21 protein-coding genes are annotated in these 19,416 nt (G+C 61.0%); 9 read left to right on the forward strand and 12 right to left on the reverse strand.

Annotated features, from left to right (window positions below; translation table 11 throughout):
- Nucleotides 1-348 (forward strand): phage holin family protein, encoded by a 348-nt coding sequence (locus DSM107133_RS17975; protein WP_114291777.1) that lies wholly within the window; start codon nt 1-3, stop codon nt 346-348.
- 12 nt (nt 349-360) lie between these two features.
- Here DSM107133_RS17975 and DSM107133_RS17980 read toward each other — a convergent pair whose 3' ends face one another.
- The 3 genes from DSM107133_RS17980 to DSM107133_RS17990 all read right to left on the reverse strand — a co-directional run bounded on the left by DSM107133_RS17980 (nt 361) and on the right by DSM107133_RS17990 (nt 2,480).
- Nucleotides 361-573, reverse strand: coding sequence for a hypothetical protein (locus tag DSM107133_RS17980; RefSeq protein WP_114291778.1), 213 nt, complete (start codon nt 571-573; stop codon nt 361-363).
- A gap of 126 nt (nt 574-699) precedes the next feature.
- The gene (gene rlmN, locus DSM107133_RS17985; RefSeq protein ID WP_114291779.1) at nt 700-1,878 is read right to left on the reverse strand and encodes a 23S rRNA (adenine(2503)-C(2))-methyltransferase RlmN; all 1,179 of its coding nucleotides are present in this window, start codon (nt 1,876-1,878) and stop codon (nt 700-702) included.
- A gap of 86 nt (nt 1,879-1,964) precedes the next feature.
- Nucleotides 1,965-2,480: an invasion associated locus B family protein gene (locus DSM107133_RS17990; protein WP_114291780.1), complete on the reverse strand. Its 516-nt coding sequence runs from the start codon at nt 2,478-2,480 to the stop codon at nt 1,965-1,967.
- A 203-nt stretch (nt 2,481-2,683) separates the two neighbouring features.
- Between DSM107133_RS17990 and DSM107133_RS17995 the strand changes: the two genes are divergently transcribed.
- The gene (locus tag DSM107133_RS17995) at nt 2,684-3,664 is read left to right on the forward strand and encodes an asparaginase (protein WP_114291781.1); all 981 of its coding nucleotides are present in this window, start codon (nt 2,684-2,686) and stop codon (nt 3,662-3,664) included.
- Nucleotides 3,665-3,670: 6 nt separating this feature from the next.
- Here DSM107133_RS17995 and DSM107133_RS18000 read toward each other — a convergent pair whose 3' ends face one another.
- Nucleotides 3,671-3,985 (reverse strand): YciI family protein, encoded by a 315-nt coding sequence (locus tag DSM107133_RS18000; protein WP_114291782.1) that lies wholly within the window; start codon nt 3,983-3,985, stop codon nt 3,671-3,673.
- A gap of 75 nt (nt 3,986-4,060) precedes the next feature.
- Entirely contained in the window at nt 4,061-4,933 is an 873-nt protein-coding gene (gene serB, locus DSM107133_RS18005) for a phosphoserine phosphatase SerB (protein ID WP_114291783.1), read from the reverse strand.
- 151 nt (nt 4,934-5,084) lie between these two features.
- Between serB and DSM107133_RS18010 the strand changes: the two genes are divergently transcribed.
- Both DSM107133_RS18010 and serA read left to right on the forward strand, forming a co-directional pair.
- The gene (locus DSM107133_RS18010; RefSeq protein WP_114291784.1) at nt 5,085-6,224 is read left to right on the forward strand and encodes a phosphoserine transaminase; all 1,140 of its coding nucleotides are present in this window, start codon (nt 5,085-5,087) and stop codon (nt 6,222-6,224) included.
- Nucleotides 6,225-6,307: 83 nt separating this feature from the next.
- Entirely contained in the window at nt 6,308-7,903 is a 1,596-nt protein-coding gene (gene serA, locus DSM107133_RS18015) for a phosphoglycerate dehydrogenase (RefSeq protein WP_114291785.1), read from the forward strand.
- Between the two features lie 12 nt (nt 7,904-7,915).
- On the opposite strand, the gene DSM107133_RS18020 is transcribed toward serA, so the two are convergent.
- A complete protein-coding gene (locus tag DSM107133_RS18020) occupies nt 7,916-8,287 on the reverse strand; it encodes a hypothetical protein (protein WP_114291786.1) in 372 nt (123 codons plus the stop codon).
- Nucleotides 8,288-8,449: 162 nt separating this feature from the next.
- On the opposite strand from DSM107133_RS18020, the gene DSM107133_RS18025 reads away from it, so the two are divergent.
- Nucleotides 8,450-9,184: a metallophosphoesterase family protein gene (locus tag DSM107133_RS18025; protein ID WP_114291787.1), complete on the forward strand. Its 735-nt coding sequence runs from the start codon at nt 8,450-8,452 to the stop codon at nt 9,182-9,184.
- 43 nt (nt 9,185-9,227) lie between these two features.
- On the opposite strand, the gene tdh is transcribed toward DSM107133_RS18025, so the two are convergent.
- From tdh to DSM107133_RS18040, 3 genes are all read right to left on the reverse strand, one after another.
- On the reverse strand, nt 9,228-10,268 hold the full coding sequence (gene tdh, locus DSM107133_RS18030; protein WP_114291788.1) for an L-threonine 3-dehydrogenase: 1,041 nt from the start codon (nt 10,266-10,268) through the stop codon (nt 9,228-9,230).
- Complete coding sequence (locus tag DSM107133_RS18035) at nt 10,268-11,452, reverse strand: glycine C-acetyltransferase (RefSeq protein WP_114291789.1); 1,185 nt, start codon at nt 11,450-11,452, stop codon at nt 10,268-10,270. Before DSM107133_RS18035 ends, tdh begins: the two co-directional genes overlap by 1 nt.
- 92 nt (nt 11,453-11,544) lie before the next feature.
- Nucleotides 11,545-12,966 carry a PLP-dependent aminotransferase family protein gene (locus DSM107133_RS18040; RefSeq protein ID WP_114291790.1) on the reverse strand — a complete coding sequence of 474 codons (1,422 nt, stop codon included), beginning with the start codon at nt 12,964-12,966 and terminating at the stop codon, nt 11,545-11,547.
- Nucleotides 12,967-13,040: 74 nt separating this feature from the next.
- Here DSM107133_RS18040 and DSM107133_RS18045 point away from each other — a divergent pair, with 74 nt between their 5' ends.
- A complete protein-coding gene (locus DSM107133_RS18045) occupies nt 13,041-13,676 on the forward strand; it encodes a pyridoxamine 5'-phosphate oxidase family protein (RefSeq protein ID WP_114291791.1) in 636 nt (211 codons plus the stop codon).
- 7 nt (nt 13,677-13,683) lie between these two features.
- On the opposite strand, the gene DSM107133_RS18050 is transcribed toward DSM107133_RS18045, so the two are convergent.
- From DSM107133_RS18050 to ubiE, 3 genes are all read right to left on the reverse strand, one after another.
- Entirely contained in the window at nt 13,684-14,247 is a 564-nt protein-coding gene (locus tag DSM107133_RS18050) for an XRE family transcriptional regulator (protein ID WP_114291792.1), read from the reverse strand.
- A gap of 190 nt (nt 14,248-14,437) precedes the next feature.
- On the reverse strand, nt 14,438-15,970 hold the full coding sequence (gene ubiB / locus DSM107133_RS18055) for a 2-polyprenylphenol 6-hydroxylase (RefSeq protein ID WP_114291793.1): 1,533 nt from the start codon (nt 15,968-15,970) through the stop codon (nt 14,438-14,440).
- Nucleotide 15,971: 1 nt separating this feature from the next.
- Entirely contained in the window at nt 15,972-16,724 is a 753-nt protein-coding gene (ubiE, locus tag DSM107133_RS18060) for a bifunctional demethylmenaquinone methyltransferase/2-methoxy-6-polyprenyl-1,4-benzoquinol methylase UbiE (RefSeq protein ID WP_114291794.1), read from the reverse strand.
- Between the two features lie 89 nt (nt 16,725-16,813).
- Between ubiE and mutM the strand changes: the two genes are divergently transcribed.
- From mutM to rpsT, 3 genes are all read left to right on the forward strand, one after another.
- Nucleotides 16,814-17,665, forward strand: a complete 852-nt coding sequence (gene mutM, locus DSM107133_RS18065) for a bifunctional DNA-formamidopyrimidine glycosylase/DNA-(apurinic or apyrimidinic site) lyase (RefSeq protein WP_114291795.1) — start codon at nt 16,814-16,816, stop codon at nt 17,663-17,665.
- Between the two features lie 63 nt (nt 17,666-17,728).
- Complete coding sequence (locus tag DSM107133_RS18070) at nt 17,729-18,505, forward strand: enoyl-CoA hydratase (RefSeq protein WP_114291796.1); 777 nt, start codon at nt 17,729-17,731, stop codon at nt 18,503-18,505.
- 138 nt (nt 18,506-18,643) lie between these two features.
- Nucleotides 18,644-18,907, forward strand: coding sequence for a 30S ribosomal protein S20 (gene rpsT / locus DSM107133_RS18075; RefSeq protein WP_028955532.1), 264 nt, complete (start codon nt 18,644-18,646; stop codon nt 18,905-18,907).
- The last annotated feature ends 509 nt before the right edge of the window (nt 18,908-19,416 follow it).

The raw sequence follows: 19,416 nt of genomic DNA on the forward strand, positions 1-19,416 counted from the left end.
ATGCTCCAAGCACTGCGCCATCGCATCCACCTGACCGTCCAACGCTATGCGTTGGGCGGTGTCGGCGGGCTTATGACCCTGATCGGTCTTGGGTTTCTATCTGCATCCGGTTTTATGCTGTTGCTGACAGTGACCGATCCGATCACAGCCAGCGCCATCTTCGGGTGCGGTTTTTTCGGTCTGGGCCTGATATTGATGGTTATGGCCCGCAAGCCACCCAGACCCGCACACAGCGCCCCCTTGTCAGGCGCGCAGGCTGGCCACCAACCTGAGACAAGCCCGATGCCGCCGCTTGCCGCGGCCTTTGCGCAGGGTGTCGCACAAGGTATGGCTGCGCGTCGTCAATAGCGGCGCGTTCTGTCAGGCCGTCAGATCGACCGGAAGCGTGCAAACCGGCACATGATGTGGCAGCGTTTCGACGATCTGGCCATACTGTGTGTCGCGCACACAATAGCCATATCCGGCAATACGATGCTGCCATTCGCGTTTGGAAAGCGACTTTGAACGCTCTTGCGTGATCAGTTCCAGCACCTGTGCGGCGACCAATGCGTCCGTTTTGACAAAAATGGACATCTTAACATCTCCTGTTCCTACAATGTTGCAGGAACAGGATGGTGCCGGTCATTGGCACAAATCGTACACAATCAGTGTTTCTTGATGGCAACTGTGTCTCATTCTGGCACAATTTCCCGCGCAGGTTTAATTCAGACCGGTTTCCGCCGCAATTTCGCGACGCGATTTGCGCGCGCGCTCGGTCGCGGATTTCAACTGACCACAGGCCGCCATGATATCCTCGCCGCGCGGTTTGCGGACGGGGCTGGCGTAGCCGGCTTGATAAACGATCTCGGAGAATGCACGGATACGGTTATTGGACGACCGCTTGTACGGCGCACCGGGCCATTCGTTGAACGGGATCAGGTTGATCTTGGCAGGAATGCCGCGGATCAGTTCGACCAGACGATGCGCGTCTTCGTCGCTGTCGTTCACCCCGTCCAGCATCACGTATTCAAAGGTGATACGTTCCGAATTGCTGACCTTGGGATAGGTGCGCAGCACGTCCAGCAGCTCGGCGATGTTCCAGCGCTTGTTGATCGGCACCAGCTTGTTGCGCACCTCGTCCGTGGTGGCGTGGAACGACACGGCCAGCTGACAGCCGATTTCCTCGGCGGTACGCGCAATCTCGGGGACCACGCCGGACGTGGACAGTGTAATGCGACGGCGCGACAGCTGGATGCCTTCGGGGTCCATGGCGATCTTCATCGCGTCGCGCACATTTTCAAAGTTGTACAGCGGCTCGCCCATGCCCATCAGAACGATGTTCGACAACAAACGCGCGTCTTCCGTGCGTTTGCCATGTTCGGGCCATTCGCCCAGATCGTCGCGCGCCATCATCACCTGCCCGACGATTTCACCCGCCGTCAGGTTGCGCACCAGCTTTTGCGTGCCGGTGTGGCAGAAGGAACAGGTCAACGTGCAGCCAACCTGGGACGAGATGCACAGCGTGCCGCGGCCCTCTTCGGGAATATAGACGACCTCGACCTCGTGCCCGCCCGCGATGCGCACCAGCCACTTGCGGGTGCCGTCGGTGCTGACCTGTTTGGACACGACTTCGGGGATTTCGATCACAAATTTTTCGGCCAGTTCAGCGCGAAACGCTTTGCTGAGGTTCGTCATCGCGTCAAAGTCGCGCACGCCCCATTGGTAAATCCATTGCCAGATCTGGCCCACCCGCATCTTGGCCTGCTTCTCTGGCGTGCCCGTGGCGATCAACGCCGCGCGCATCGCCTCGCGCGTCATACCGACAAGGTTCTGGGGCCCTTCCGGCAATTTGCGGGGGATGGTCATAACATCTTGGGTGATCGGCGCATCGGCAGACATCGGGCAACTCCGGGGTTCGGGTGATGCGCCTCTATATAGGAAAGCGGGGCAGGATCAAAAGGATTCGCCCCGCAAACCCAGCGCGGTCAACCGCCGCAGCGGTTTTCGGCTTCTTCCACGGCTGCGGTAAAGCCCAACAGCGAGAATGTGTCTTTGGTCTGGGTGCCACGGCCGGACACGCCGGTGACAATCGCATCGGCACCGCGTTTCATCGCTGTCACGATCTTGGTGTCATCGGCCGCGGTTGCCGGCCACGCCCATTCGCCATCGGTGAACAGCTCAAATTCGCTGCCGCTGATGTTCAGATTAACGGTGCTGCCGCTGGCAAAGGGATATCCGCCGGTAAAGGCAACCTGACCCTTGGCCTCGGCGCTGGGGCGATAGAACACCATCAACAGGATCTGGCTGCGCGTCGCGGCGACAACACGTCCGTCGCGGGTGTTCACGGTTTCCTTCGGGGTCGACACACTCCAGCATTCAGTCGGGTTGTCTTCGACAAAGACGCTCCAGTCGGTTTTGGCTGCAACCCGGTTGGTGCTTTGGTCTTGTGCAGCGACGGTATTCACGGTCAAAGCCAGCGCCAGCCCCGCCATGCCAAACATACCAGTCGTTGTATTCATAAATCCCATCTGTCCAGCCTCCAGACTGTCCTTAGCCTCAATACGCGGGGCATTGCCGGTTACCCCTTGTTCGGGGCCTTCTCTTGCAACTGCCTCATTTCTTCTCGACAAGAAACATATTAGCGCGAAAGGCGCGACAGGCGAAACCTAAATTGGCAGGTTTTCGCCAAGTTGTGAGGTGAACTATGTCGAATTCCGTTGCAATGGCTGAAATCTGGCGCGGTCCGTTTATGGAAAGCGTCCATCGCGGGCATGCGGTGGTCTGTGATGACAGTGGCCAGATCGTACATGCCTGGGGGGATCCCCAAGCCGTGATCCTGCCGCGCTCGTCGGCCAAGATGATTCAGGCGCTGCCACTGATCGAAAGCGGTGCGGCGGATGCCTATGGATTGGGCACCGAACATCTGGCGCTGGCCTGTGCCTCGCATAACGGTGCGGCGATCCACACCGACCGGGTGACCAAATGGCTGGACCATCTGGGCATGCGCGACGACGATTTCCGCTGCGGCCCGCAAGAACCCGACGACCGCGATGCGCGCAATGCGCTGATCCGGGCCGATGAAAGCCCCTGTCAGATGCACAACAATTGTTCGGGCAAGCACAGCGGTTTTCTGACGCTGAACAAACATCTGGGCGCGGGGTCCGAGTATGTCGAGCCTGACCATGCGGTACAACGCGCCTGTCTTGAGGCGTTCGAGCGTGTCACAGGCGAATCAAGCCCCGGTTATGGCATCGACGGATGCAGCGCCCCGAACTTTGCCACCAGCCTGCATGGCATGGCCCGCGCCATGTCGCATTTTGCCGCCGCCCCGACAGGCAGCGCCGAAGAACGCCTGCGGTCCGCAATGATGCTGCACCCCGATCTGGTGGCGGGCGAAGGTCGCGCCTGCACCAATCTGATGCGCGCGATGGGCGGCAAGGTGGCGATCAAAACCGGAGCCGAGGCGTTTTTCATCGCCATCATCCCCGAGCTGAAGATGGGCGTGGCGCTGAAGATCGAAGATGGCGGCACCCGCGCCGCCGAATGCGCGGTTGCGGCGATTCTGGTCAAGCTGGGCGTGCTGGAAGCCGATCACCCCGAAACATTGAAGTACCTGAACGCGCCGATAAGCAACCGGCGCGATCTGGTGACAGGAGCGGTACGCGCCGCACCCGCGCTGATCTAGCGCAACCTACATCTCGATAATCGGGGCAACCTCGACCGAGCCGCTGCCGTCTACAACCATGGGGCATCCCTTGGCCATTTCGGCGGCGGCGTCGATGTCTGCCGCCGATATCACCGAGTAGCCGGACAGCGGGTTCGCGCCGCCGTCTCCCGTGACGCCCGATGCTGTCACGGTCTTGGATTGTCCGACCGGATTGCCACCATCCACCACAGCGGCCCCCAGATTTTCGAACCACGCGACCCATTTGGCCATCGCGGCGGCGCCTTCTTCGGGTGTCTGCGGCGTCGTACCGCCATGATAGGCAAAAATGAAATTGGGCATATGCTGGCTCCTTGCTGGTTTGACCTATGCCTTCACCCTACCACAGCATGGCGATTCGATGTGAAAGCCCGAGGATCAGACGAAGTCCGATCGCGCATAGCCCTGGATGAACAACAGCGCCGTCAGGTCGCCGTGGTTGATCCGCACATCGCATTCGGCAGCCACCACCGGCTTGGCATGCAACGCCACGCCGGTGCCTGCGCGATGCAGCATACCCAGATCGTTGGCCCCGTCGCCCACGGCGATCACGTCAGCCTGCGAAATGCCCAGCCGCGCGGTGATCTGTTCCAGCGCGTCAACCTTGGCCTGTTTGCCCAGAATCGGATCACCGACCGTGCCCGTCAGCGTGCCGTCTTCGATGATCAGCGTGTTGGCGCGGTTTTCGTCAAAGCCCAGATATGCCGCAACCGCAGCCGTAAACGCCGTGAACCCGCCCGACACCAACGCCGCATGGCCGCCGTTGGCCTTCATCGTCGCCAAAAGGGTCGCGCCGCCGGGCATATAGGTGATCCGTTGGGCCAGAACCTGATCAATCACAGTTGCATCCAGCCCCTTGAGCAAACCGACCCGCTCGCGCAGGGCCGATTCAAAATCCAGCTCGCCATTCATCGCACGGGCGGTGATATCCTTGACGAAATCCCCCACGCCTGCGGCATCTGCCAGTTCGTCAATGCATTCCTGCTGGATCATGGTGCTGTCCATATCGGCCAACAGCATCTTCTTGCGTCGCCCGTTGGCAGGCTGGATCACCAGATCGACGCCCAGCTTTTGCACATCGGCCCAGACATCCCAGCGGTTGTCGGGCATCTGCACCAGCGTGAACTCCGCGGCTTCATCCGCTGCCAGCCAGTCCACCGCACCACCGCCCCAGGCATTGCGCAGCGCCTCGGCCAGTTCGGGTTGCAGCGCGCCGGGGGCTGCGATCAGCGTGCAGATAAAAGTGTCCATGTTTCCGATCCGCTCCATTGATGTCGCAAAAAGTTATCCAAGCGGCGCTATAGGGGTATTTTCTGCATTGCGCCACCCACCGAACGCCCGTAGATGCGTCGGTGGGACACCCTTCCCCAACGAAGGGCGATTATCTGAGAGGATACCAGAAATGGTTATTGACCAACCGGCAGCGCGGCCGGCCAACCCGCGTTTTTCTTCCGGCCCCTGTGCCAAACCCCCCGTATTCAATCTGAACAACCTGTCCGACGCGCCCCTGGGCCGTTCGCACCGTGCAGCCGTTGGCAAGGCCAAGCTGCTGAAGGCGATCGAGGACACCCGCGAGATCCTTGGCGTGCCTGCCGACTACCGCATCGGCATTGTTCCCGCATCCGACACCGGCGCTTTTGAAATGGCAATGTGGTCGCTGCTGGGTGAACGCCCCGCCGAAATGGTCGCCTGGGAAAGCTTTGGCGCAGGCTGGGTCACCGATGTGGTCAAACAGCTGAAAATCGACGCCACCACCCACACCGCCGAATACGGCGAGATCGTGGATATGGCCGCGCTGAACTATGACAACGACGTCTGCTTTACCTGGAACGGCACCACCTCGGGCGTGCGTATGCCCAACGGCGACGCCATTCCTGCCGACCGCGCGGGCCTGACCCTGTGCGACGCAACCAGCGCCGCATTTGCGATGGACCTGCCGTGGGACAAACTGGATGTAACCACGTTCAGCTGGCAAAAAGTGTTGGGCGGCGAAGCGGCTCACGGGATGCTGATCCTGTCCCCGCGCGCTGTGGAACGGCTGGAAAGCTACACGCCCGCATGGCCGCTGCCGAAAATATTCCGCATGACCAAGGGCGGCAAGCTGATCGAGGGCATCTTCAAGGGTGAGACCATCAACACCCCATCGATGCTGTGCGTCGAGGATTACCTGCAAGCGCTTGAGTGGGCGCGGTCGGTCGGCGGGCTGAAAGGTCTGATCGCACGGGCCGATGCCAACACCAAGGCCGTTGCCGATTTCGTGGACGCAAACGACTGGATCGAATTTCTGGCGGCCGACCCCGCGATCCGCTCGAACACATCCGTCTGCCTGAAGTTCAACGATGCGCGCATCACCGACGGCGCGGCCTTTGCCAAGGCCGTGGCGAACCGTCTGGCCGATGCCGACGTGGCGCTGGACATCGGTGCCTATCGCGACGCCCCTGCGGGCCTGCGCATCTGGTGCGGCGGAACCATCGAGACATCGGACATCGAAGCGATGCTGCCGTGGCTTGCATGGGCTTTCGAGACTGAAATCAACGCATAATCCAGACGGGGTGAACGCCCGGCTTGCACATAGCCCTGTTCGCCCCGTCCCACCCCCCGTTTATTCAATGAAGGACCACTGACATGGCTCCCAAGGTACTTATCTCCGACAGCCTCAGCGACGCGGCTGTACAAATCTTCAAAGATCGCGGCATCGAAGTCGACTTCCAGCCCAACCTGGGCAAGGACAAGGACAAGCTGGCCGAGGTGATCGGCAAATATGACGGTCTGGCGATCCGCTCGGCCACCAAGGTCACCGAAAAGATCCTTGCCGCTGCTGAAAACCTCAAGGTCGTCGGCCGCGCCGGTATCGGCACCGACAACATCGACAAGGACGCCGCATCGAAAAAGGGCGTGATTGTCATGAACACCCCTTTTGGCAACATGATCACCACCGCCGAACACGCAATTGCGATGATGTTCGCCGTGGCGCGCCAGATCCCCGAGGCCAGCGCATCCACACACGCGGGTAAATGGGAAAAGTCCAAGTTCATGGGCGTCGAGCTGACCGGCAAGACACTGGGCGTAATCGGGGCCGGTAACATCGGTGGCATCGTCTGCGACCGTGCGCGCGGCCTGAAGATGAAAGTCGTCGCTTACGATCCTTACCTGAGCACCAAAAAAGCCGACCGTATGGGCGTTGAAAAGGTCGAACTGGACGAGCTTCTGAAGCGTGCCGACTTTATCACGCTGCACGTTCCCTACACCGAATCCACGGCCAACATCCTGTCGAAAGAAAACATCGCCAAGACCAAGAAAGGCGTGCGCATCATCAACTGTGCCCGCGGTGGTCTGGTGGACGAGGAAGCGCTGGCCTTAGCCCTGAAATCGGGCCATGTCGCCGGCGCCGCCTTTGACGTGTTCAAGGAAGAGCCCGCAACCGAGAACCCGCTGTTCAATCTGCCCAATGTCGTTTGCACGCCTCACCTGGGCGCGGCAACAACCGAAGCGCAGGAAAACGTGGCGTTGCAAGTGGCCGAGCAGATGGCGAACTATCTGCTGACCGGTGCCGTTGAAAACGCGCTGAACATGCCGTCGGTCACGGCGGAAGAGGCCAAGGTGATGGGCCCGTGGCTGACGCTGGCGGGGCATCTGGGATCGTTCATCGGCCAGATGACCGACGAGCCGATCCGCGCGATCAACATCCTGTACGACGGTTCGGTCGGCGCGATGAACCTTGATGCGCTGAACTGCGGTGTGGTTGCAGGTATCATGAAACGTGCCAACCCCGACGTGAACATGGTGTCGGCCCCCGTGGTTGCGCGTGAAAAAGGCATCCAGATCAGCACCACCAACCAAGACAAATCCGGCGTCTTTGACGGCTATGTCAAGGTGACCGTCGTCACCTCAAAGCGCGAGCGTTCGGTGGCCGGCACGGTGTTCAGCGACGGCAAGCCGCGCTTTATCCAGATCAAAGGCATCAACATCGACGCCGAGATTGGCCAGCACATGCTGTACACCACCAACAACGATGTTCCGGGCATCATCGGCCTGTTGGGCAACACAATGGGCAAGAATGGCGTGAACATCGCCAACTTTACCCTGGGCCGCAACGAAGCCGGTGGCGAAGCGATTGCGCTGCTTTATATCGACGATGCGCTGCCCAACGACGTTCTGAAAACGCTGGAAGGCACCGGCATGTTCAATCAGGTCAAGCCGCTGGAATTCGTCGTCGCCTGACCTGACGCGCTATTAACTCTGGCGACCCTGGAGCACCACGGTCGCCAGAAAGATCAACATGCTTGCGAAAGTGATAAGCGACCCAACGGCTGCCGCAATCTCCGGCCCGCCGGAATGGGCCACTGCAATCCCCGGCACCATCACGATCACACCCACAATGGCGACCACCAGATGCACCCGTGCCAGCAACCCTTCGCCTGCCGCCGGGACCAGATGATAGTAGATCGCAAACAACGCCAGTGTGACCCAACCCACCAAATTAAGATGTGCATGTGCCGGAAGCATCGTGTGATCGCCGCTGATGGCCATTTGCAGGCCCCAGATCATGCCCAAAACAACGCTGATGACGGCTGCCAGCATGAAATAATGTGCAATTCCCCGCATCTTCAATTTCCTATGTAAAATCAGGCGGCAATACGTCCGCCAACGCAAAGACAATAAGACCGGACCGGACCCAATTCTGTCAAGTCTGACGTTCACTTGCACCAAGGCGCTGCTAAGCATATTCCCGTCGTCGACGCAGCCTGCACAGCCCAAGGATTTTTCATGACCAAACCCATTTACGCCGTCGGCGACATTCACGGACAGCTTGGCGAACTGACCCGCATCCTTGCCTTGATCGAGGCCGATGGCGGAACGGACGCAAGCGTCGTGTTCGTCGGAGACTATATCGACCGTGGCGCAGACAGTTGCGCGGTGCTGGACACACTGATTGCGGGCCGTGATGCGGGGCGCGACTGGACCTTTCTGCTGGGCAATCATGATCGCATGTTCGACTGGTGGATGCAGGATTATCCCGTTCAAGAAGCCTATTTGCCGGTCGAGCTGTACTGGTTGCACCCGCGTCTGGGCGGCGACACGACGCTGGCGTCCTATGGCATCGAATTCACCGTAAAAAGCCGCCAGATCAACGTGCACGCCGAGGCGCGCCAGACGGTTCCAAAGGCGCATATGGAATTCATCGCGCAGTGCAAGCTAAGTCATGAGACCGACGAGTTGTTCTTTTGCCACGCTGGGGTGCGCCCCGGTGTGGCGCTGGACCAGCAAACCGAGCACGATCTGATCTGGATCAGGGAAGAGTTTCACGAACACACCGCGCCCCACCCCAAGCTGATCGTGCACGGGCATACGCCGGTAGAGGTGGCCACCCATTACGGCAACCGTGTCAATCTGGATACAGGGGCGGGCTATGGCAAGCCAATGACCGTAGCAGTGTTCGAAGGACGCGACTGCTGGACACTGACCGACAAAGGTCGCGTGTCGCTGAAACCGCAAGGTTGAACGCTCACGCCCGACCCTGAAACGGTCGGGCGTTGTCGCCCTTTCAGGTCCAGTCCAGCACGACCTTGCCGCTTTGCCCCGACTTCATCGCCGCAAATCCGGCCTCGAAGTCGTCCACATGGAACCGGTGAGTGATCACCCGTGACACGTCCAGACCGTTTTCCAGCATCGCAATCATCTTGTACCACGTCTCGAAGATCTCGCGGCCATAGACGCCCTTGATCGTGATCGCCTTGAACACGATCCGGCTCCAGTCGACGGGGCTTTTGCCCGGCGGAATGCCCAGCATCGCAATGCGCCCGCCCATGGTCATCGCCTCGACCATCTGATCCAGCGCCTGCTGGTTGCCGGACATTTCCATGCCGACGTCAAAGCCCTGCTTCATCTTCAGCCGTGCAATCACGTCCGGCAGCGCCTCTTGCGTCACGTTCACCGGCACCACATCCGCCACCTGCGCGGCCAGCGTCAGCCGGTCGGGGTTCACGTCGGTAATCACCACATGCCGCGCGCCCGCATGTCGGGCCACTGCGGCGGCCATGATGCCGATGGGACCGGCGCCGGTCACCAACACGTCCTCACCGATCAAATCAAAGCTTAGGGCCGTGTGCACCGCGTTGCCCAGCGGATCAAGGATCGCGCCGATGTCGTCGCTGATCTCATCCGGCAGCGGCACCACGTTGAATGCCGGCAGGCGCAGGTATTGGGCAAAGGCCCCCTGTTCGTTCACCCCGATCCCCCGCGTTGCGGGATCAAGGTGAAACTTGCCCGCGCGGCTTTGGCGGCTTTGGGTGCCGATCAGGTGCCCCTCGCCGCTGCACCGCTGGCCCAGCTCCAGCCCTTGCACATCACGGCCGATCTCGACGATTTCGCCGGCAAACTCGTGGCCGGTGATCATCGGCACGGGCACGGTTTTCTGCGCCCAGTCGTCCCAGTTCCAGATGTGGATGTCGGTGCCGCAAATGCCCGTCTTGTTGATCTTGATCAGCACATCATCGGGGCCGATCTCGGGCACCGGCGCGTTGACCATCCACAGCCCTGCGCGGGCGTGCAGTTTGGACAGGGCTTTCATTTCGTTCGTTGTCATCAGATCACCCCACAGGCCTTGCCAGCCGTCTTGAATGCATCCAGCGCGCGGTCCAGATCATCGCGGGTCAGCGCGGCGTTCATTTGCGTGCGAATACGGGCCTGTCCGCGCGGCACGACAGGGAAGAAGAAGCCCGAAACATAGACGCCTTCGTCATAGAGTTTCGACGCCATGTCCTGCGCCAACTGTGCCTCGCCCAGCATCACGGGGATGATCGGATGCTCACCCGGCAACAGGTCAAAACCCAACGCTTCCAGCCCCTTGCGCCAGTATTTCGCGTTCTCGAACAGCTGCGCGCGCAAGGTGTCGCCTTGTTCGACCAGCCGCAGCGCCTCGATCCCCGCCGCGACAATCGCGGGCGGCAGGGCGTTCGAGAACAGATAGGGCCGCGCGCGTTGGCGCAGCAGGTCGATCACCGGCTGCGGGCCTGCGATATAGCCGCCGATGGCCCCGCCCAGCGCCTTGCCCAGCGTGCCGGTCAGAATGTCCACGTCGACGCCAAAATGCGACGGGGTGCCCGCGCCCTTTGGCCCCATGAAGCCGGTGGCGTGGCAGTCGTCGACCATGACCAGCGCGCCATAGGCTTCGGCCAGCCGGGTGATGTCGGGCAGATTTGCCAGATATCCGTCCATGCTGAACACGCCATCCGTGGCGATCATGATGAACCGCGCACCGTCGGCCTGCGCCTGTTTCAGCTGCGCCTCAAGGTCGTCCATGTCGCTGTTGGCGTAGCGATAGCGTTTCGCCTTGCACAGGCGGATGCCATCGATGATCGACGCATGGTTCAACGCGTCGGATATGATCGCATCCTCGGGACCCAGCAGCGGCTCGAACAGGCCACCGTTGGCGTCGAAACAGGCGGCGAACAGGATCGAATCGTCCTTGCCCAGAAAAGCGGCCAGCTTTTGCTCCAGCTCGCGGTGCATGTCCTGCGTGCCACAGATGAAGCGGACCGAGGCCATGCCGAACCCTTTCGGGTCCATCGTATCCCGCGCCACGCGGATCAGGTCGGGGTGATCGGCCAGCCCCAGATAGTTGTTGGCGCACAGGTTGATCATCTCGCGGCCCGCGACACGGATCTTGCCGCCCTGGGGCGAGGTGATCAGGCGTTCGACCTTGGTCAGGCCCTCGGCGTCGATCTCGGCCAGCGTTTTGGTAATGTGGTGCAGAAAGGCTTGGGTCATGGATGGCTCCTCTTTGCCGGTTATCTAGCATACCGGAAATGATTCCCAAATAGAGGATTTCTCTATCGCGGAAATTTTTCCAGTATACTGGATCACAGTGCCCGCAAGGCATCGACAAAGGCCGCAATCCGCTCGGGCGTGGCGTCGGCAAAGCCGATGACCAGCCCGCAATTCGCGACATCTGAACAATAGTCAGACAATTTGGCAGGTTGAAAACCCTGTGCCGACACAGCCGCCAGCGCGGCGTCTTCGGTCAACCTTCCGTCAAATAGGGCGGTAACCTGCACGCCGCCATCGGGCTGGCTGGCCGATACGCCGTCAAGCGACGACAACGCCTGCGCCAACGCACGCCCCCGCCCCTCGTACACCCGCGCGATCCGCTTGAGCTGTGCGCGATAGCGCCCTGTGTGCATCATATCGGCCAGTGCGTGCTGCGCATGTAGGTTCGCCATCAGCCCGAGATTGCGTTGCGCCGTGCGCAGCGGGTCGACCAGGTCTGGCGGCACCACCATCCAGCCGAGCCGCAGCGCGGGCATCAGCACCTTTGACGCCGACCCCATATAGATCACCTGACCGGCCGACGCCTCGGCCGCCAACGCCGCGATCTCGCGGCCGCGCCACAGGAATTCGCTGTCGTAATCGTCCTCAAGGATCAGCGCGCCCGTCTGCTGCGCCATGTTCAGAAACGCAACGCGCCGCGCATGCGACATGCGGATGCCCATTGGGTACTGGTTGGATGGCGTCAGGTAGATCAGCCGCGTGTCTTTGGGCACCGCATCGGGTCGTGCGCCCTCTGCATCGACCGGCATCGCATGCAGGTGCAACCCCGCGCCCAAAAAGGCGGCGCGGGCACCGGGATAGCCGGGGTCTTCCAGTGCCGCCCGGTCGCCTGCATCGCTGAGAACCTGCGCGGCAAGGGCAAGCGACCCTTGGGTGCCGGTGGTGATCAGGATCTGTTCGGGATCAACGGCAAGCCCGCGATCCGTCGCCAAACGCCCGGCCAGAACGCGGCGCAACTCGGGCAGACCATGGGGCGTTGCATAAGAGGACACAGGACCATGCTGTCGGCGCGCTGCACGCCGCAGGGCGCGGGCCCATTCATCTGCGGGAAACAGCGCCTCGCTCGGCTCTCCCGGTGCCATCCGGCCCAATGCTTGTGCCGTCGCGCTGTCCCGGCGGACTTCGCCCAGTTGCCGTCCGCGTTGCGACGGGATTCGCACGGCTTTGGCTGTTTTCCTTGGGGGGCCGGTCACAGGGGCAATCACCCGGGGCGCGGCCCCTTGCCTGACCTCAATCACCCCCTCCGCGCGCAGCAGCTCATAGGCCAGATTGATCGTACTACGCGACAATCCCAGCGCCTGAGCGGCCGCGCGACTGGACGGCAACCGGCTGCCATCGCCCAAACGCCCCGTGCGCACCGCCTCCAGCAGATCACGATAGACCTGTACCGCCAGCGCTTCGGGCCGTTTGGCGCTGGGGTGGCACATCAGTGGTATGGAAAGTGGTTTGGTCATTCTTTATCAAACTGGATATTTTTAAATACCAATCTGCATCGTAAGCCGACAGGCGTCAACACAAGGAAATTCTGATGCAGCCCAAATATGCCCGTGCCCGCCAATCCAGACGCGCGCGTTACGACACCGATACCATTCACGCCATTCTGGATAGCGGATTGGTCGGTCATGTCGCCTTTGTCGCCGAAGACCGGCCCATGGTCATGCCGATGGCCTATGCCCGGATTGGTGAAACATTGTACATTCACGGCGCGTCGAAAACGCGGATTGCCCTGCTGGATCAGGTGCCGGTCTGTCTGGGCGTGACCGACATCACCGGCATCGTCGCGGCGCGGTCGGGGTTTCATCATTCGGTGAACTACCGGTCGGTCGTGGTGCATGGCACAGCACGACGGGTCACCGGGGCCGAACTGGACGCCGCACTGGATGCGATCACCGACCACCTGCTGCCGGGACGCAGCACCGAGGTGCGCCCGATGACAACGCAAGAGCGCAAGGCGACAGGCGTGGTTGCAATCGAGATCGAACATGCCAGCGCCAAGGTCCGCACCGGAGCACCGGTAGACGATCCCGCCGATCTGGATCTGGGCATGTGGGGCGGCGTGGTGCCCGTTGTTACGGCGCTGGGCGCGAGCGTGGCCGACGGGCATACACCCGAAGACACACCCGAACCGCCCTCTTTCGCAGCGGCACGTCAAAAATTCATCTGACCCCGCTTCAGGCGCTCTGTACCACCAGAAAGGCGCGCGCGGCGGTGGTTGCAGTGATGCGGTGCGGGACGTCGGCGGCATAGCGGGCGGTGTCGCCCGCGCCGATGCTCTGCGTTGCCTCGGCGCTGGTCACGTCCAGCGTGCCCTCGATCACCGTCAGATGTTCGCGCGCGCCGCGGGTGTGGGGCTGGCTGTCCAGCATGCCACCTTCGGAAAAGCGCAGCTCGTAAACCTCGTGGTGGCCCGCCTCTTCGGGCGGGGACAGGATGCGGATGCGGCAACCGCTGCCCCGGTTTTCGATGGTGGGCACATCGACGCTGCGCAGCACCTCAATGCTTGCCGTGGCCGCATCGCCGTCCAGAAGCCCCGCGAAATCGACCTGCAAGGCGCGCGTCAGGTTCCACAAGGTTGCAATCGTGGGGCTGCTTTCGCCGCGCTCGATCTGGCTGACCATCGAGCGGCTGACACCGGACAATTTCGCCACGGCGTCCAGCGACAGCCCTTGGCCGCGCCGCGCCTGTTTCAGGCGGCTGGGCAGGCGTGTCAATATTGCGTCAGTATCATCCGTCATGACGGATGATATGCGCGGGGGGTCGCCTGCTGTCAACCAGGGTCTAGACCCATTAACCTAGGTCGTCAGCGGCATCAATGACGGTGCGAATGCGATGGTTCTGGCCACCGCTGACGCCCCGGAAAAGGCCGAAAGGTTGCGCCCCCGCAGTGTTTTTCAAACCAGGGAAGAGGCGTTACAGCGTTCCGCGTTAACCCAGATGCTGGGCCAGCGCGAATATGGCACCCCCAAGGGTCATGCCCCCAAACCCTGCCAGAACGATCCAGCGCCAGAACGGGCGGTGTGGCGGGGTCTCATCCTTGGACTGACGGACCAGCGCGGCTTCGACCAGTGCGGGCAGGCGCGGGCCGAAACGGGCGAGAACCATTGCGGTTTTGCCCAGATCGCGAAGGGCCGCGCGCGGGCCGATGGATGTCTTGATATAATCGGTGACGATGGGGCTGGCGACTTCCCAGATGTTCATGTGCGGGTTCAGCGACCGCGCCACGCCCTCGACCACCACCATGGTGCGTTGCAGCAAGATCAGCTCGGTGCGGGTTTCCATGCCGAACCGTTCGGTCACTTCAAACAGATAGCTCAGCAGCCGCGCCATCGAAATGCGGGTGGCGTCCATGCCGAATATCGGCTCGCCCACGGCGCGCAGAGCGCGGGCGAATTCGTCGACATCCTTGTCGGCGGGCACATAGCCGGCCTCGAAGTGCACCTCGGCAACGCGTTTGTAATCCTTGCGGATAAAGCCAAAGAGGATCTCGGCATAGACGCGGCGGGTGTATTCGTCGATGTGGCCCATGATGCCGAAATCATAGGCGATGATGTCCCCGTTCGCCGCGACCTTGAGGTTGCCTTGATGCATATCGGCGTGAAAAAAACCGTCGCGCAGCGCATGGTTCAGGAACAGTTGCAGCACCCGTTCCGACAGCTCGACACGATCCACGCCCAGCGCGTCAATGGCGTCATTGTCGCCCATCGACACACCATCGGCCCAGCCCAGCGTCATCACGCGACGCGCGGAATATTCCCATTTGATCGGCGGCAGGCGAAAGCCCTTGTCGTTTGTGGTGTTGGCCGCAAATTCCGACGCCGACGCGCTTTCCAGCCGCAGGTCCAGTTCGCCGCGCACCACACCGTCAAAATGTTCGATCACGTCCATCGGTTTCAGACGCCGCGCCCCTGGGGCGAAAACATCAACCAGTCGGGCCGCGAAGTAAAACGCGTCCACGTCCTTGCGAAAGGCCGCCTCGATGCCGGGGCGCAGCACCTTGACCGCGACCTCTTCACCGCTTTCGCGCAGGGTCGCCTTGTGGACTTGCGCAATCGACGCCGCAGCCACGGGTTTACTGAAATCGGAAAAAATCGTGTCGACAGGCTGGCCCAGCTCTTTTTCAACTTCGCGTTTGGCCACAGCGACGTCAAAGGGGGGCAGTTTGTCCTGAAGCACGCGCAATTGCACGGCCAGTTCCTCGCCCACCACGTCGGGACGGGTCGACAGGACCTGACCGAATTTGATGTAGGCCGGGCCCAGCGCCGTCAGTGCGCGGGTCGCGGGAGGCATGGACGGATCGCCATAGTAGCCCAGCCACATGAACGGCTTGCCCAGCAGCCTGGCCACGAAACGGATCGGCTTGGGTGCGTCAAAGGCGTCCAGCACCACGTTCATCGCACCGGTGCGTTCCAGCGTGGCGCCGGTGCGGATCAACCGCCAGATGTTGTGAGGTCCGCGCACGCTAGATCTTCCATCCCGAATGCAGGGCGGCGACGCCCATTGTCATGTTGCGGTATTTGGCGTTCTCGAACCCGGCCGCGCGCACCATGCCCAGGAATGTTTCCTGATCGGGAAAGTTGCGGATCGATTCGACCAGGTACTGATAGCTGTCGCGGTCGTTCGCGATCATCTTGCCCATCTGCGGGATCACGTTGAAGGAATAAAGGTCATAAGCCTTTTGCATCGCGGCGTTGGGCAGCTGGCTGAATTCCAGAACCATCAGGCGGCCACCGGGGCGCAGCACGCGGTACGCTTCGTTCAGCGCCTCTTGGGGGCGGGTCACGTTGCGGATGCCAAAGCTGATTGTGTAGACGTCAAAGGTGTTGTCGGCAAAGGGCAGCGCCATCGCGTCGCCCACGACCCAGTCCAGACTGTCGTGCATCTGTTCTGCCTCGGCGCGCTTGCGGCCTTCGATCAGCATCGGTTCGGTCAGGTCCAGCACCGTGGCATGACCGCTGCCTGCGCGTTTCAGGAAGCGGAACGAAATGTCGCCCGTACCGCCCGCCACATCCAGCAGCTTTTGACCGGCGCGCGGCGCCAGCCAGTCCATCATCGCATCCTTCCAGATCCGGTGGATGCCCATGCTCATCACATCGTTCATGATGTCGTATTTGCTGGCGACCGAATTGAATACGCCCTGAACCCGACCGGCCTTGTCAGCCTCGGGGACGGTTTCAAATCCGAAATGGGTGGTCTTGTTGGTATCGTCGGTCATCGTGTCAATGTCGCCTTTGTCAGTCCGCCTTGTTATAGGGCGCTGGGGCCTGCGCACAATGCGCACCTTTTGTCACAGGAAACCATTCGATGCCCGAATTACCAGAGGTCGAGACAGTACGCCGCGGATTGGCCCCGGTGATGGAGGGCGCGGTGATCGCCCAAGCGGACGTGAACCGACCCGATCTGCGCTGGCCTTTCCCCCCTGAAATGGCAGCGCGGCTGACGGGGCGGCAGGTGCTGGGCCTGCGCCGGCGGTCAAAATACATTCTGGCCGATCTGGACAGCGGCGAGACGTTGTTGATCCATCTGGGCATGTCGGGCCGCATGCTGATCTCGGGCGATCCGCTGGGGCAGTTCGTACACAATCACCCTGCCCCCGAGAAACACGATCACGTTGTCCTGCACATGGACAACGGTGCCCGCATCACCTTCAACGACCCGCGCCGGTTCGGCGCGATGGACCTGTTGGACACCGCCACCGCCGAGCAGCACAAGCTGCTGGCCGTGCTGGGGCCCGAGCCGCTGGGCAATGCGTTCAACGAGGACGTGCTGGTGCAGGCGTTCAAGGGCAAGGCGTCGCCGGTCAAATCGGCGCTTCTGGATCAGCGGATCGTTGCGGGATTGGGCAATATCTACGTCTGCGAAGCCCTTTTTCGCGCCGGTGTGTCGCCACGTCGCAAGGCCGGGAACATCTCACAAGCGCGTGTGCGCGCCCTTGTTCCGGTCATCCGCGCGGTGCTGTCCGATGCCATTGCCGCGGGCGGATCATCGCTGCGCGATTTCCGCCAAGCCGATGGAGAGCTTGGATATTTCCAGCACAGCTTTGATGTTTACGGCCGCGAGGGGCAGCCCTGTCGCACGCCCGGATGTGGCGGCACCATTCACCGAATTGTGCAGTCGGGTCGGTCGTCCTTCTACTGTAGCATATGTCAAACTTAGCTTGAAACGCGCACCGCCCATGTTAAGGAACGCGCTCAGAAGGCAACAAATGGAAGCATTCAAATGGCCTATGAGACGATTATCGTCGATGTAGACGACCACGTCGCCCGCATCACGCTGAACCGCCCTGACGCGTTGAACGCCCTGAGCGAAGAGCTGCTGGGTGAACTGGCTGACGCCGTTACCGAGGCTCAGAAGGATGAAAAGGTGCGCTGCATCGTCATCACCGGATCGGAAAAAGCTTTTGCAGCGGGTGCTGACATCGCGATGATGAGCCAGAAGAGCTTTGTCGATGTTTTCGCGGGCGATCTGTTCACCGAATCGACCGAGGCAATCACCCGTGTACGCAAACCAATGATTGCCGCCGTGTCGGGCTATGCGCTGGGCGGTGGTTGCGAGCTGGCGATGATGTGCGATTTTATCATCGCCTCGGAAAGCGCCAAATTCGGGCAACCCGAGGTGAACCTTGGCGTGATGGCCGGCATTGGTGGCACACAGCGTCTGGCGCGTTTCGTGGGCAAGTCCAAGGCGATGGACATGAACCTGACGGGCCGTTTCATGGACGCGGAAGAAGCCGAACGGTGCGGGCTGGTCAGTCGCGTTGTGCCGACCAAGAAGCTGATGGAAGAAGCCATGGCCGCCGCAGTCAAGATCGCATCGAAGTCGATGATTTCTGTAATGGCGATCAAGGAATCGGTGAATCAGGCGTTTGAAGTTCCGCTGCGTGACGGTCTGCTGTTTGAACGCCGTCTGTTCCATTCACTGTTCGCCACCGACGATCAGTCCGAAGGCATGGCGGCGTTCCTGGAAAAACGTGAACCGCAATTCCGCGACAAGTAAGCAGCGCGGCAGCGTTGGTGCCACAGGCGCGATAAACTCTGCCGTTGACTCGGACCATCCGCGCGCCTAAAGACGCGTCTTCACCGCAGCTTTTGGCTGTTTTTACACTACCGCACCAATCATTGGGACGAGATAAGCATGGCAAATACGCCTCAGGCCAAGAAACGGGCCCGTCAAAACGAAAAACGTTTCGCAATCAACAAAGCACGCCGTTCGCGGATTCGTACATACCTGCGCAAAGTCGAGGAAGCGATTGCTTCCGGTGACAAGGCCGCAGCCGAATCTGCACTTCGTGTTGCACAGCCCGAACTGATGCGTGGCGTCACCAAGGGTGTATATCACAAAAACACCGCATCGCGGAAAATGTCACGGTTGTCGTCGCGCGTCAAAGCGCTGGCCTAAGCCAAGACACAGAATTATGACGGTTTTGCAACGGCATCGCTCAGGCGGTGCCGTTTCTTTTTTGAGCCTTCAAAATAAGGCCCCCAGATTCTTTTCCACAAAAGCCCGAGTCAACATTTAAGTTCTGTTGCTGCGTCGCTGGCGAAGTTGCTACCAAGGGTACAGCGATTCACTTTGCTATGGGGGGACAGGACAATCAGACCCGCGTGCTGCCGCACGAAAAGGTTATGATTGCGGGCCGGACAGTCGGACAACGGCTGAAGGGTGTCTGTGGAATGCCGGGTTTTCGGCGCCACCTGTCGCATCACTATTAGGAATGACAAACGTCGTTCAAGGAGTCCCGAGGGGCATCCGTGGGCGAAGTGTGTCTACCGATCGAGAACGACGCAAGTCGCACCTGTTTCCGAAGGGACACGGGACAGGGCGATTGTTTCGTGGGCAGAACTTAGGCGGCCGGGCATAATACTGTGCTTTGGTGGGGACAGCGGAAAGACTTGGGGAACAAACGA

Origin of the sequence: Pseudosulfitobacter sp. DSM 107133 (assembly GCF_022788695.1) — a bacterium.
Taxonomy (GTDB): Bacteria; Pseudomonadota; Alphaproteobacteria; order Rhodobacterales; family Rhodobacteraceae; genus Pseudosulfitobacter.